The sequence below is a fragment of the Streptomyces sp. NBC_00539 genome, assembly GCF_036346105.1.
In the GTDB taxonomy this organism is placed as follows: domain Bacteria; phylum Actinomycetota; class Actinomycetes; order Streptomycetales; family Streptomycetaceae; genus Streptomyces.
In genome coordinates this window covers 870,457-883,644 of sequence record NZ_CP107811.1, presented here as the reverse complement: position 1 = coordinate 883,644, position 13,188 = coordinate 870,457, and the positions used below count along the sequence as shown (strand labels likewise).

The following is a 13,188-nucleotide window of genomic DNA, read 5'->3' as shown; positions in this document are numbered from 1 at the left end:
TCGAGAGGGGCCCCGATAACACTTATCCGGCAACTCTTATCCGGAAGTCGGACCATCCGCGACCTTAGCGGCCCCGATCGGGGCGCCGGCGTCCGCCTCCCGTTGACAGCGCGGCTCCCCGCGCGGGTAAGGTCTGGACCAATGAAGTGCCGCTGCGCGGGGCCCGGTTCGGGCCCGCAGAACGGGTGGGGGTCCCTTTGTCCTGTCATCCCTTCGCGGTCCTGGCCGCCCAACGGCTGCTGCCGGTCCTGCGGGACCCCGACGCCGACCACGCCGTCCGCCGCACGGCCGCCCTCCTCGCCGCCGGATGCCGCGCCGTGGAACTCACCACCTCCACCCCTGGCTGGGCCGCGGCCGTCGCCCGTACCGCCCCGCTCGCCGACGCGCACGCAAGGGCCGCCCTGATCGGCGTGGGCACCGTCACCGGCGCCGCTCAGGCCGAGCGGGCTCTCGACGCCGGTGCCGGCTTCCTCGTCTCCCCGTACCCGGCCCCCGAGGTCCGCGCGGTCGCCGCGGAGCGCGGGGCGGTGTTCATCGAGGGCGCCTTCACCCCCGGCGAGGTCGCCTGCGCCGTACGGTCGGGGGGCGCGGCGAAGGTCTTCCCGGCCCACGTGGGCGGCCCCGGCTTCATCCGCTCCCTCAAGGCCGTGCTCCCCGGGGCACTCCTCATCCCGACCGGCGGCATCCGGCCGTCCGAGGCCCGGGACTGGCTCGCCGCCGGGGCGACCGCCGTCGGGGTCGGCAACGGCCTGCCCGAAGACCCCGGCGAACTGGCCGCGGTCTTCGCCGAACTGGCGGGGCCGTGCTGCTGTGACCCCGCCGGGCAGGCCCGCCGACATGGCCGCTGACGTGGCCGCTGACATGGCCGCGCCCGCCCTCCGAGGCCGGCCCGGCACTGCCTACGACGTCCTCGTCCTCGGCGAGGTCCTGGTCGAGATCCACGCCGAGAGCGCCCCGCACGCCGCCGCCGACGGCACAGCCGCCCGGATCTCCTACTCCGGCGACGCCCTCAACGCGGCGGCCGCGGCGGCCGCCGCCGGGGCCCGCACCGCGCTCCTCGCCGTCGTGGGTGACGACGAGCTGAGCGTGCCCCTGCTGGAGCGGGCCACCCGGCTCGGCATCGACGTCTCCCACGTGCGCCGCTCCCCGCGTCCCAACGGCGCCTACCTGCTCTGCGCCGACACCGACGGCGGCCGCGCCTTCGTCTACTGGCGCACCGGAAGCGCCGGCTCCACCCTCTCCCCGCTGCACATCGACTCCTGGCATGAGCTGCTCACCACCTCCACGGCCCTGGTCACCAGCGGCATCACCGGCGCCCTCTCACCCGGAGCCCGCGAAGCCGTACTGGCCGCTGCCGAAACCGTCCACGCGGCCGGGGGGCACCTCACGTACGACCCCAACTTCCGCCCCCGGCTCACCGGCCCGGAGGCGGCCCGCGATCTGCTGGCGCGGGTCGCCCCGCTGACGGGGCTGCTCAAGACGTCCTGCCCCGCCGACGCCCTGGCCCTCGTGGACACCGGCGACCCGCTGCTCGCGGCCGCCCGCTACCGCGCACTCGGGGCCCGCGCCGTCGCCGTCACCGCGGGACCCGGCCGGCTCCTGCTGGACGACGGGGTACGCGCGACGTACCGGCCGGTCCCCGTCAACCCCGACCCGGTCGACGCGACGGGCGCAGGCGACTGCTTCACCGGTACCACCACCGCGCGGCTGGCCCTGGGCGACCCCCTCGCGCGGGCGGTGGCGTACGGCACGGCCGCCGCCTCGCTCTCAGTGTCCGGCCGCGGCGGCACCGGACGCGTTCCCGCGTTCAGCGAGACGGCGGCCCTGGCGGGACTTTGAGCCGGTCCCGGCGGTACTCCGGGCCGGTCCTGGCGAGATCCTGAGCCGACGCCGGCGGAACTCCGGGCCGGCCCTGGCGGAACTCCGGGCCGGCCCCGCGCGGCCCGGCCGGTACCCCGTCGAAAAACCTGCTTCACGGCACTGGGCACCTCCACGGCCCCTCGCTACCCTCCGCGCATGATTCCCACGGTGGTCTGGGGCACCGGCAACGTCGGCCGCGCGGCGATCCGCGCCGTCGCCGCCCACCCGGCGCTCGAACTCACGGCAGTCATCGTCCACGACCCCGCCAAGGCCGGCCGCGACGCGGGTGAACTCGCCGGTCTGGGACACCTGCTGGGCGTCGCGGCGAGCGACGACACCGAGGCGGTGCTCGCCGCCCGGCCCGCCGCCGTCGTGTACGCGGCCTCCGGCGACACCCGCCCCGACGACGCCCTCGCCGACATCACCAGGGCCGTCGCCGCCGGGGCCGTCGTCGTCAGCCCCGCCCTGTACCCCCTCTACGACCACCGCAGCGCACCGCCGGAGTTCCGCGATCCGGTGCTGGCGGCCATCGCGTCCGGCGGCGGCTCACTGTTCGCCTCCGGGGTCGACCCCGGCTGGGGCAACGACGTCCTGCCGCTGCTCATCAGCGGACTCGGCACCACCGTGGACGTGATCCGCTGCCAGGAGATCTTCGACTACTCCACCTACGACCAGCCGGACTCCGTCCGCTACCTGGTGGGCATGGGGCAGCCCATGGACTTCGAGCCGATGATGCTCGTGCCGTCCGTCCCGACCATGGTGTGGGGCGGCCAGATACGGATGATGGCCCGGGCCCTCGGCGTCGAACTGGACGGGATCCGCGAGACGTCCGCCCGCCGCGCGCTCGACACGGCGGTGACCACCCCCACGATGGGCGAGTTCGAGGCAGGCACCCAGGGCGCGATCCGGTTCGAGGTGCAGGGGATCGTCGAGGGCGAAGCCCGCCTCGTCATCGAACACGTCACCCGCATCCACCCCTCCTGCGCCCCCGACTGGCCGCAGCCGCCCGACGGATCCGGCGCACACCGGGTGATCATCGAGGGCCGGCCGCGCATCGAGGTGACGATCGAGGCCACCGATGAAGGCGAGAACCGTTCCGCCGGCGGCAACGCCACCGCCGTCGGCCGGCTGGTGGGGGCGATCGACTGGCTCGTGGACGCGCCACCGGGCCTCTACGACGCGCTCGACGTCCCGCTGCGGCCCGCAGTCGGCAAACTCGGAAGGAAACAGCCATGAGGATCGACGTCCCGGAAGGTCAGCACCCCATCGAGTACGTCTGGGGCGACCTGGTCCCCGGCATCGGCATGGCCGCGGCCAACTTCTCCCTGTCGGTCTACGCCCACACCACCTTGGGCCTGCGCGAGTTCGAGGCGGCCCGGCTGCGGATCGCGCAGATCAACGGGTGCGTCTTCTGCCTCGACTGGCGCACCGACCGGGACGGCGAGAAGGTCGAGGAGGAGTTCGCCGACGCGGTGACCGAGTGGCGCACCACGAAGGCCTTCGACGACCGCACGCGGCTGTCCGCCGAATACGCGGAGCGCTACGCGCTGGACCACCACGGCCTGGACGAGGAGTTCTGGCAGCGGATGACGGCCCACTACAGCCAGGTGGAGATCGTGGAGCTGAGCATGAGCATCGGCTCCTGGCTCGCCTTCGGACGCCTGAACCATGTGCTGGGCCTCGACAGCGTCTGCGTACTGCCGGGGAGCTGAAACGGCCCCCCGGGGCCGGCCGGCCTCCCTGCGCGGGCCTGCGGCCGGCCCCGGTTCCCGGTCGGCGCCCTTACAGGTCAGTGGCGATGATCTTCTCGATGTTCCGCTCCGCGAGCGCGGTGATGGTGACGAACGGATTGACGCTGGTGTTCCCGGGGATCAGCGCTCCGTCGATCACGTACAGGCCGGGGTGGCCGTGCAGCCGCCCGTAGTTGTCGGTGGCCTTGTTCAGGACTGCGCCGCCGAGCGGGTGGTAGGTCAGGTGGTCGCCCCAGATCTTGTTGGTGCCGAACAGGTCGCTCCGGTAGATCGTCCCCTCCTTCGAGTTGATCTTGTCGAAGATGGTCTTGGCCATGTCGATGGCCGGCTGCTTCCAGGCCGTCTGCCAGTTCAGCTCGGCCTTGCCCGTCGCCGCGTTCCAGCTGAATTCGGCGCGGTGGGGGTTCTTGGTGATCGACAGGTAGAAGGAGGCGTACGTCTCGATGCCCGTCGGCAGCGGCGCCACCTCGGCGAACGCCCCGCCCGCCGCCCAGTTGTCGATGCCGCCGCACGGGATCGTCGCCTGGAGCTTGCCCGTCGGGTCCCAGAGGTGGTTCGCGCGCCCGCACATGACGTTGCCGTTGTCGCCCCAGCCCTTGCCGATCTCGCTGTTGAGACCGGGGAGCGCTCCGGTGGCCTTCAGCTTGACCAGCAGCTTGCTCGTGCCGACGCTGCCGGCGGCGAAGAACACCCGGTCCGCGGTGACGGTCTTGGTGGCGATCGTGTCGCCGGTGGTGTTGAGCTGTTCGATGACGACGCTGTAGCCGCCTCCGGTCGTGGGGGTGACCGTGGTGACCTTGTGCAGGGGCGAGATGGAGACCTTGCCGGTCGCCTTGGCCGCCGCGAGGTACGTCTTCTGGAGCGACTTCTTGCCGTGGTTGTTGCCGTACAGGATCTCCCCGTCCAGCGCCGACTTGATGGCGGTGCCGGCCGCCTCCTGCTTCATGTAGTCCCAGTCGTAGACGTCGGGGACGAACACGAAGGGGAAGTTGGAGCGCTGGGCGTGCTTGCGGCCGACGCGGGCGAACTGGTAGCAGTCGACCGTGTTGAACCAGTCCGGGTCGATGAGGCCGACGCCGAGGCCGGCGTTCGCGCGCGGGTAGTAGACGTCGTACATCTCGTCCGCGTTCACGGACGGGAGCACGGCGCCGAAGTTCTCCCGCTTGGGGGTCACGGCCATACCGCCGTTGACCAGCGAGCCGCCGCCGACCCCGCGGCCCTGGTAGACGGTGATGCCGCCCATCTCCTCGGCGTCCAGGATGCCCGTGTACTTCGGGATGTCCCGGTCGATGGGGAAGCCGAGGAAGTAGTTCAGCGGGGCCTTCGTGCGGGTGCGCAGCCAGTACGCACGCTGGTCGGGGCTGAGGGTGTTGCAGAAGATCTTGCCGTCCGGGCCGGGCGTGTCCCAGGCCATGCCCATTTCGATCATGTGGACGTCGACACCCGCCTGGGCGAGGCGCAGTGCGGCGACCGAGCCGCCGTAGCCGGTGCCGATGACGAGGGCAGGGACGTGGGCCCCGGCATCGATCGGTGCGGAGGGGGTGTTGGCGGATTTCGCCTGTGCGGGGGTGGGGTTGACTGCCAGGGCCAGGGCTCCAAGAATGGAACCTGTTCCTGCGATGAAACCGCGGCGGAATACGCCCTGGGATACCTTGTTGTTCAGGGATTTGTCACTCATGTGACGCTCCTCACTCTCGATGGAGTGAGAACAAGTTCTACTGTTGGTGGCGTGGTAAGTCACTACATACGGCGGGGTAATTTCTGGCTGGTTCCGCAGGTGTGGGCCGCCCGCCGTTCCGGTGGCCCACCGACTCGCCGTCTCAGGCTGCGGGCACCCTGCGGATTTCGTTGGATCTTCGGGCCGGCCCGTGTCATCGTTGGTCTCGCCGAAGGGGTGTAGCTCAGCCGGCCAGAGCAACGGTCTCCAAAACCGTAGGTCGCAGGTTCGACTCCTGCCGCCCCTGCCAGGACGCATGCGCCGGACGCCCGGCCGGGACCTTCTCCCGGCCGGGCGTCCGGCGTTGCGGGGTCCGGCCGGGGCGGGCCGGTTCAGGCACGCCCGTAGACCGCATCAACGCCCGTAGACCGCCTTGACGTTGTCCTGGGCGGGATGCGTACGACCCGCCGGTCCCGCCGCGAAGACGCGCAGCAGGTTTTCCGTCACCCGCGTCGTCAGAGCGCCCGCACGGGCGTCCAGGCCGTGGTTGGCCCCGCTGCGTCCGTCGCCGGTCGCGTCGAGCGCCTCCACCCAGCGCATCGTCCCCGTCGCGAACACGGCGGCGCCGCTGGGAACGGTGTAGTACGCCGTGTCCTGGTGGCTGGGCCGGCCCTCGCACACGACGGGGGAGTGGGCGAGTATCTCGATCGGCCGGGGCGTCGGGAAACCGGTGTCGACCTTGTCGTACTCGACGCCGACCAGGTGCGCGAAGGTGTCGCCCGCCTTCACCCCGGTGCCCTCGAACAGCCAGTGGCCGGGGTTGGTCACGACGTAGGGGGCGTCCACCGGGTAGCCGTCGTAGATCACGCCGAGCAGGGAGCTCTCGGGGTCGGCGGCGGGGGGCGAACGGAAGTCCGCGGTGGCCGGATGGCCGCGGCGGAAGCCCGGGTCCTGCTCGTAGGAGGACTTGTAGCAGACCACCGTGCGGTCGGGGCCCAGGTCGGAGGCCTCGAGCCGGATCCGGCGGAAGCAGCAGTTCGCGCCGAGGAAGGCCATGTTCGTTCCCGCGTCGCGGGCGGCGGTGAAGTGCGCCCGCTGTTCCGGCGACCAGTACTCGTCGTGCCCGAGCGACAGGACGGCGGCGGCTCCTTCCAGCAGTCGCTTGTCCCGCGCTACGTCGGTGGTCGTCGCGTAGGCGAGGGGAATGCCGAGCCGCTCGGCCAGCGCTACCAGCGGTGCCTCGTACACGAGGAAAAGGCCCGCGCCGTCGTCGTACTCGTACGGCCGGTCGAAGGTGACGGCCAGCGAGCGGGTGGCGTACCCGCCGTTCGGGCCGTCGTAGCTGCCGTAGCCGCCCCAGCGGTTGTAAGCCTGCCAGGTCGCCACCGCGTTCACGACGACGGTGCGGCCGGTCGTGGCAGCCGAGCGGACGGTGAGCGGTACGAAGCGCTGGCCCTCGCCGCCCTGCGCGTCGAGGCGCAGGAGGTAGCAGCCCTCGGGCCAGTCCTTCGTGTCGACCGTGGCGGTGCGGGCCCAGTGGGTGCGGACCATCCGGGTCGCGGAGTCGACGGTGTGCTCGGGCTGGCGGATGCCGGTCAGGGCCTGCGAACGCCACACCAGCCGGGCACGTGCGCCGCCGTACCAGCCCATGCGGTACGCGGAGACGGTGAAGCGGGGCGCGGTGGTGGAGACGTGGAGGCCGAACGTCTCCCCGGGCAGGACGCTCACCTTGTCGGCGAAGCCCTCGATGGCCCGGGCGGGACCGGCTTTGGTCACGTGCCAGTCGGCGTTGCCGGGGCGGGCGTTCTCCGCCTTGACGTCGAACCCCTGCGCCGCGGGCGCCGATCCGCCGGCCGTCGCACCCACGGCGGGCCGGTCCCCTTGCCCGGTCCCCTTCGCGCTCCCGCTCCCGCACCCGGCCAGTGCCCCGAGCCCGGCGGCCGCCGCCCCGGTCGTGGCGACGACCAGAAACCGCCGCCTCCCCGCGCCTTCGACCACCCCGGCCGTCTTCTCCTGTTCCATAGGGCGCACGCTATGCCACCCAGCCACCTCCGTCCGCACCCCCTCCACCCGCGCCGGGGCCGGCGCCCCACGGAGCCTCCCGCGGTGTGGCCGCCCCGAGTGGCGGGCGGGGCGGTCGGGCCGAAGGGGTACCGCGCCGAGGTGCGTGGGTGGACGGTGCGTCAGCCCAGCCGCACCACCACCTGCTGCCCGGCTCCCGCTGCCCCTGTGAGGTCGCCGAAGGCGAGCCGGAGGCGGGCGCCCGGTTCGGCCGTCACCACGCTCGGCGGCCGGGACACCACTGCCGTGACGGGCCGGTCCCACACCACCGTCAGCGCGGCCAGGGCCCTGGCCGGGTCCGCGACGGACAGGACGGCAGTGCCGTCGGGTCTCTCCCGGACCGTGACCGAGCACGCGGCGCTCGCCTCCAGCAGGCCGGCCGTCCCCGCCTGCCAGAAGTTGACGCCGGTGAAGCCGAGCGAACCCACCGACACCCCTTGAGCCGCTTCGGTGTTGGCGAGCACCCGCAGCCAGCCCGTGGAGCCGGCCCGGGCGGCCGTCTGTCCGGCCGAGGCTCCCGGCAGTATCTGGTGGACGTACCCGGCGGCGACCGGATCCGTACCGTGGTCGTACCAGAGGGTGAGGTAGCGCCGGGTCAACGCCGTCGTCGCACTGGCCCGGTTGATGTCGCTCCACCGGCCGGTGCGCGCCTCCCGGAGGGCCTTGAACGCCCCCGCCCCGCACATCACGTACCCGCCGAAGCCCGCCAGATGGGCCCAGCCGGGGGAGGGGAAGGACGCCGACCAGCCCAAGGCGCCCGGCTGTACGGCGCCGCCGACGGTGAGCGCATGCGTGCCGGCCGCGCCCAGATTGCGGTTGTCGATGACCGACTCGACCGGCACCCCGTCCGTCGAACGGATCCCCGCGCCCATGCACACGATGGTGTCGGCGAGGAAGAACCACGATTTCCGTGCCGCCAGCGTGCTGCCCAGGCCCCGCAGGTGCTGGCCGACCGACGCGAACTCCCCGTCGGTCGTTCCGCCCACCCACACCGCGTCTGGCCGCGGGGCGCCCCAGTCACCTCCCGCGCCGTCGGCCAGCGCCAGCCGGGACACGGTGGTCCCGGGCAGTCGGCGGGGATCCACCGTGGGCCAGAAGGCATCCGAGTACTGGCCGTTCCCGTAGGTGGCTCCCCACCAGGCGAGCATCCCGCTGCCCGTGTGCCAGCCGCGCAGGTTCTCCCCGTTGCCCGTCTCGTAGTGCGCGATCCGTTTCGAGGCCATCGACAGCGAGGCGGCCCAGCCGGGGCGCCGATGCGTGGCCCGGTCCATCGACGCGAACAGCCGGTGGCCGACCGGCTCGGCAAGTCCCGCCACCTCCGTATCCGCCGCCACCTCCGCCAGTCGGGCGAGAGCGGACAGCCCCAGGGTCTGATCGGCCATGGGCGGGCTGTAGTAGGCCCGGGCCATCCACCCCTTGACCAGCCCCCGCCAACGGGCCCGTTCGGCGCTGCTCGCACCCTCCGCCAGCAGCAGGATCCCGGCCAGCACCGCGTGCCCCCGCGCGTGGTCGTCCTGCTGGACCTGCCGGGCGTCCAGCGCCGCCACGCCCCTGCTGACCGCCCGGCCGGACACCGCGTCCATGACCAGCCCGTTGAACAGGAACGGCGCCCAGGCCCGCTCGACGGCGTCGAACACGATCTGCGCACCCGGATCGGTCACTTCCCACGGGGTCTGCCGCAACAGGGCGAACAGCATGCCGAGCCCGCCGAGGAGCACCGCTCCGTACGTCCCGGTGTACGGCACCCAGGTGTGCTGGACGAAGGAACCGTCCCGGTAGAGCCCGTCACCCGAGGAGACGTACGGGAAGACCGGCGCGAGCGCGTCCCGAGCGAGAGCGAGCTTCCCCGCATCCGAGCCGACCACCCCGCGCAGGGCCAGTACCCGGCACAGGTCCACCCGGTTCGCCCCCGTGCTGGTCCCGCTGTAGGAGGAGACGACGGAGTCGGGCACGAAGTGGTCGACCGCCGCGCAGTAATCGGTGAGGCGCACCGGTGTCAGGTCCGGTTGGAGCAGGACGCAGAGGTCGAGCAGCGCCTGCGGGGCGCCGATCTGCCAGCAGTACCAGTTGCCGTACGCCACCTGGCCCGCGTGGTAGGCCTCCGTGTGCAGATGATCGAGCCCGGTCAGCAGCGCCGTGCGCAGCGCGGTCTCGCCCGTGTGCCCGGTACCGGGACGGACGTAGGCCTCCGCCATCGTGCGCAGCCGGTAGTAGCTCTGCATCATCTTCTCGGGATCGGTGGCGAATCGCAGATCGGGCCAGAGCGCTGCCGGCGCGGGGGCCATGGCGGCCCGCCAGCCCTCGGCCTGTTCGCCGAGTTCGGTGAGCCGCGACCGGAACGGCTCGCTCGTCGCCGGAAAACCAGCGCCGAGAAGGAGCCCGCGCCAGACGGCGCGCATCGTCTCGTACGTGTCCGTGGCCGTGTACGTGTCCGTGGCCGGTTCGCCCCCGGCGCGCGTGAGGGGGGCGCCCAGCCACAGCGCACCTCCGCCCGCCGTGGAGAGGAAGGCGCGCCGACTCCATGGATCTGTCATCGCTTTCTCCTTTTCCCACCCTCACCGTCTGGTACTGCCCCTACCCGGTACCGGGCCGCGCCGCCGGCCCCGACCGTCCGGCCCGTACCGCTGCCGGCCCCGCCGTCTCGCTGTCGCCACCTCATGCGACGTGCCGGCGATAGCGTTCGATCACCTCCCGCAGTACCTCCGATCCCTCCCGGGCCCACAGTTCCGGATGGAAGATCTCCACCTCGACCGGCCCGCGGTAGCCCGCCCCGTCGGCCAGCTCCAGGAATCCCCGGAGATCGATGCACCCGTCACCGAGCTGCCCCCGCCCGAGCAGCACCCCTTCCGGGAGCGGGGTCACCCAGTCGGCGACCTGGACGGACACGATCCGGCCGCCCGCTCCGGCCCGGCGCATGTGCTCCGGGAGCCGCTCGTCCCACCACAGGTGGTAGGCGTCCACCACCACCCCCACACGCTCCGCGGGGAACCGCTCGGCCAGATCCAGTGCCTGGCCGAGCGTGGAGACCACACAGCGGTCCGCGGCGTACATCGGATGGAGGGCCTCGATGCCCAGCCGCACCCCGTGCGCTGCGGCCCACGGCGTCAACTCGCCCAGGATGTCCGCGATCCGCTCGCGCGCACCGACCAGGTCGCGGTCCCCGTCGGGCAGTCCGCCCGAGACCAGGACCAGGGTGTCCGCCCCGAGTTCGGCGGCCTCCTCCACCGCCCGCCTGTTGTCCTCGAGAGCCGCTGCCCGTCCCGCCGGGTCGGCGGCCGTGAAGAACCCGCCCCGGCACAGCGAGCTGACGTGCAGCCCCGCCCCGGCGATCAGCTTCGCCGTCTGTCGCACCCCGAACCGCCGTACCGGCTCCCGCCACAGGCCCACGGCTCGTACCCCGGCTGCCGTGCAGCCGCTCACCAGCTCCGGGAGCGACCACTGCCGGACCGTCTCCTGGTTGAGGCTGAACCGGGCCGGTGCCGGCGCCCGGTTCACGACGCCACCCCGTACACCGCGAACAGCTGCCGCATCCGGGCCTCGGCGAGCCCCGGATCGGGGAAGAGGCCCAGTCGGTCTGCCAGTTCGTACGTCGTGGCCAGGTGCGGGAGCGAACGTCCCGACTGGAGCCCGCCCAGCATCGTGAAGTGCTCCTGGTACCCCGCCAGCCAGGCCAGCAGGACCACACCCGTCTTGTAGTAGCGGGTCGGCGGGGCGAACAGATGCCGCGCCAGCGCCACCGTAGGGTCCAACAGAGCCCGGAAGGCCACCGCGTCGCCCCGGTCGAGCGCCTGCGCCGCCCGCGCCGCGATCGGGGCGATCGGGTCGAAGATCCCCAGCAGGGCGTCGCTCGCCAGCTCGCCGTCACCACCGATCAGTTCCGGATAGTGGTGGTCGTCGCCCGTGTAGCAGCGCACGCCGGCCGGCAGCCGGCGCCGGATGTCCACTTCCCGGTCCGCGTCCAGCAACGACACCTTGATCCCTGCCACCTTCCCGGGATACTCCGTGATGATCTTCAAGAAGACCTCGGTGGCTTCCTCGGGGTCCTCGTGCCCCCAGTAGCCGGTGAGCTCCGGATCGAACATCGCACCCAGCCAGTGCAACACCACGGGTGTGGAGCTCTGACGGAGCAACTGCCCGTACACCTCCAGGTAGTCCTCCGGGCCCCGGGCCGCCTTCGCGAGCGCCCGGGAGGCCATCAGCACGGCCGCCGACCCGCACGCCTCGCTGTGCGCGAGCTGCTCCGCGTACGCGGCGGTGATCCGGGCGATCGAGTGGGGCCCGGGCGCCGTCAGCTGATCGGTCCCGACACCGCAGACGATCCGGCCCCCCACCGCCCGGGCCTCGGCCGCCGAGCGGCGGATCAGCTCGGCTGCGGTCGGCCAGTCCAGGCCCATTCCGCGCTGCGCGGTGTCCATGGCCTCCGCGACCCCGAGCCCCTGAGCCCACAGCCGGTGCCGGAAGGCCAGCGTGGCGTCCCAGTCGACCTCTGGCCCTGCTCCCGCGCAAACGCGGAGGGGCTCGGCGACGACGTGCGCCGCCGCGAAGAACGTCCGGCTCTGCGCCGGGCCGCAGGTCAGCGGCGGCAGCGGAGCACTGTTCGGCCGGTACTCCCGGTATCCGCCCTCCGTGTCCGGCAGGAGGATGGTGTTCACAGGACCACCTCCGGCACCTGTAGCCGGCGGCCCTGCGCCGAGGACCGCAGACCGAGTTCGGCAAGCTGCACCCCGCGTGCCCCGGCGAGCAGGTCCCACTTCCAGGTCTCGTCCCGGACGACGTGGCGCAGGAACAGCTCCCACTGGGCCTTGAAGCCGTTCTCCGCCGGGGTGTTGTCGGGGACCTCCTGCCATTGGGAGCGGAACGACCCGGTCTGCGGAAGGTCGGGATTCCAGACCGGTTTGGGGGTCCCCGCCCGGTGCTGGATCCGGCACTCGCGCAGCCCGGCCACCGCCGAACCGTGCGTCCCGTCCACTTGGAGCTCCAGCAGCTCGTCCCGGTGGACCCGCACGGTCCAGGACGAATTGATCTGCGCGACCACGCCGCCCTCCAGTTCGAAGACCCCGTAGACGGCATCGTCCGCGGTGGCCTCGTACGGCTTGCCCTCCTCGTCCCAACGGCGGCCGATGTGGGTACGGGTGAGGGCCTGCACCGAACACACGCGGCCGAACAGTTCGTGCAGCAGGTACTCCCAGTGCGGGAACATGTCGGCGGTGATGCCGCCGCCGTCCTGCGCGCGGTAGTTCCAGGAGGGCCGCTGGGCCGGCTGCCAGTCCCCCTCGAACACCCAGTAGCCGAACTCCCCGCGCACGGAGAGGACCTCACCGAAGAAGCCGCCTTCGATCAGCCGCCTCAGTTTCAGCAGACCCGGCAGGAACAGCTTGTCCTGGACCACGCCGTGTCTGACTCCGGCCGCCACCGCCAGCCGCGCGAGCTCCAGCGAGGAGGAGAAGGAGAGGGCGGTCGGCTTCTCGCAGTACACGTGCTTGCCCGCCGCGATGGCCTGTCGGACGGCGGCTTCCCGGGCGCCGGTCACCTGCGCGTCGAAGTAGACCTCCACTTCGGGATCGGTCAGCACCTCCGCCAGATCGGTGCTGACGTGTTCGAGCCCGTGTCGGTCGGCGATGGCCCGCAACGCCTCCTCCCGCCGCCCGACCAGCACCGGCTCGGGCCACAGCACGGTCCCGTCCCCGAGATCGAGGCCTCCCTGCTCCCGCAGGGCGAGGACGGATCGCACCAGGTGCTGGCGGTATCCCATCCGTCCGGTCACGCCGTTCATGGCGATCTTGATGGTGCGCACCGAGCGGCGTGCCTTTTCGACTGCCCTGTCCTTTGCCATGGGGTCCCCCTCCTTCGCGTCACGTG

The 13,188-nt window shown here is 72.3% G+C and carries 10 protein-coding genes and 1 tRNA gene; 5 read left to right on the top strand and 6 right to left on the bottom strand.

The window, feature by feature from the left end; all coding sequences use genetic code 11:
* The first annotated feature begins 197 nt into the window (after nt 1-197).
* The 4 genes from OG861_RS04010 (at nt 198) to OG861_RS03995 (ending at nt 3,572) form a co-directional block, all read left to right on the top strand.
* Nucleotides 198-848 (top strand): bifunctional 4-hydroxy-2-oxoglutarate aldolase/2-dehydro-3-deoxy-phosphogluconate aldolase, encoded by a 651-nt coding sequence (locus tag OG861_RS04010; protein ID WP_330261237.1) that lies wholly within the window; start codon nt 198-200, stop codon nt 846-848.
* Nucleotides 838-1,839 carry a PfkB family carbohydrate kinase gene (locus tag OG861_RS04005; RefSeq protein WP_330261236.1) on the top strand — a complete coding sequence of 334 codons (1,002 nt, stop codon included), beginning with the start codon at nt 838-840 and terminating at the stop codon, nt 1,837-1,839. Before OG861_RS04010 ends, OG861_RS04005 begins: the two co-directional genes overlap by 11 nt.
* A 177-nt stretch (nt 1,840-2,016) precedes the next feature.
* Nucleotides 2,017-3,096: an NAD(P)H-dependent amine dehydrogenase family protein gene (locus OG861_RS04000; RefSeq protein ID WP_330261235.1), complete on the top strand. Its 1,080-nt coding sequence runs from the start codon at nt 2,017-2,019 to the stop codon at nt 3,094-3,096.
* Nucleotides 3,093-3,572, top strand: a complete 480-nt coding sequence (locus OG861_RS03995; RefSeq protein WP_330261234.1) for a carboxymuconolactone decarboxylase family protein — start codon at nt 3,093-3,095, stop codon at nt 3,570-3,572. Before OG861_RS04000 ends, OG861_RS03995 begins: the two co-directional genes overlap by 4 nt.
* 70 nt (nt 3,573-3,642) lie before the next feature.
* On the opposite strand, the gene OG861_RS03990 is transcribed toward OG861_RS03995, so the two are convergent.
* The gene (locus tag OG861_RS03990; protein WP_330261233.1) at nt 3,643-5,289 is read right to left on the bottom strand and encodes a GMC oxidoreductase; all 1,647 of its coding nucleotides are present in this window, start codon (nt 5,287-5,289) and stop codon (nt 3,643-3,645) included.
* Between the two features lie 212 nt (nt 5,290-5,501).
* Between OG861_RS03990 and OG861_RS03985 the strand changes: the two genes are divergently transcribed.
* A tRNA-Trp gene (locus tag OG861_RS03985) sits at nt 5,502-5,578 on the top strand.
* Between the two features lie 104 nt (nt 5,579-5,682).
* Here the strand turns inward: OG861_RS03985 and OG861_RS03980 are convergent.
* The 5 genes from OG861_RS03980 to OG861_RS03960 form a co-directional block, all read right to left on the bottom strand.
* Nucleotides 5,683-7,290 carry a N,N-dimethylformamidase beta subunit family domain-containing protein gene (locus OG861_RS03980; protein WP_330261232.1) on the bottom strand — a complete coding sequence of 536 codons (1,608 nt, stop codon included), beginning with the start codon at nt 7,288-7,290 and terminating at the stop codon, nt 5,683-5,685.
* Nucleotides 7,291-7,451: 161 nt separating this feature from the next.
* Nucleotides 7,452-9,863 carry a polysaccharide lyase 8 family protein gene (locus OG861_RS03975; protein ID WP_329200465.1) on the bottom strand — a complete coding sequence of 804 codons (2,412 nt, stop codon included), beginning with the start codon at nt 9,861-9,863 and terminating at the stop codon, nt 7,452-7,454.
* A gap of 121 nt (nt 9,864-9,984) precedes the next feature.
* Nucleotides 9,985-10,824, bottom strand: a complete 840-nt coding sequence (locus tag OG861_RS03970) for a sugar phosphate isomerase/epimerase family protein (protein ID WP_330261231.1) — start codon at nt 10,822-10,824, stop codon at nt 9,985-9,987.
* Entirely contained in the window at nt 10,821-11,981 is a 1,161-nt protein-coding gene (locus OG861_RS03965) for a dihydrodipicolinate synthase family protein (RefSeq protein WP_329200468.1), read from the bottom strand. Before OG861_RS03965 ends, OG861_RS03970 begins: the two co-directional genes overlap by 4 nt.
* Entirely contained in the window at nt 11,978-13,162 is a 1,185-nt protein-coding gene (locus tag OG861_RS03960; protein WP_330261230.1) for a Gfo/Idh/MocA family protein, read from the bottom strand. Before OG861_RS03960 ends, OG861_RS03965 begins: the two co-directional genes overlap by 4 nt.
* Nucleotides 13,163-13,188: the final 26 nt, after the last annotated feature.

Excerpts from the sequence above, each read along its gene's own strand:
- OG861_RS03975 (WP_329200465.1), bottom strand. The coding sequence starts at position 9,863 with ATGACAGATCCATGGAGTCGGCGCGCCTTCCTCTCCACGGCGGGCGGA.
- OG861_RS04000 (WP_330261235.1), top strand. The coding sequence starts at position 2,017 with ATGATTCCCACGGTGGTCTGGGGCACCGGCAACGTCGGCCGCGCGGCG.
- OG861_RS03990 (WP_330261233.1), bottom strand. The coding sequence starts at position 5,289 with ATGAGTGACAAATCCCTGAACAACAAGGTATCCCAGGGCGTATTCCGC.
- OG861_RS03960 (WP_330261230.1), bottom strand. The coding sequence starts at position 13,162 with ATGGCAAAGGACAGGGCAGTCGAAAAGGCACGCCGCTCGGTGCGCACC.
- OG861_RS03980 (WP_330261232.1), bottom strand. The coding sequence starts at position 7,290 with ATGGAACAGGAGAAGACGGCCGGGGTGGTCGAAGGCGCGGGGAGGCGG.
- OG861_RS03995 (WP_330261234.1), top strand. The coding sequence starts at position 3,093 with ATGAGGATCGACGTCCCGGAAGGTCAGCACCCCATCGAGTACGTCTGG.
- OG861_RS04005 (WP_330261236.1), top strand. The coding sequence starts at position 838 with ATGGCCGCTGACGTGGCCGCTGACATGGCCGCGCCCGCCCTCCGAGGC.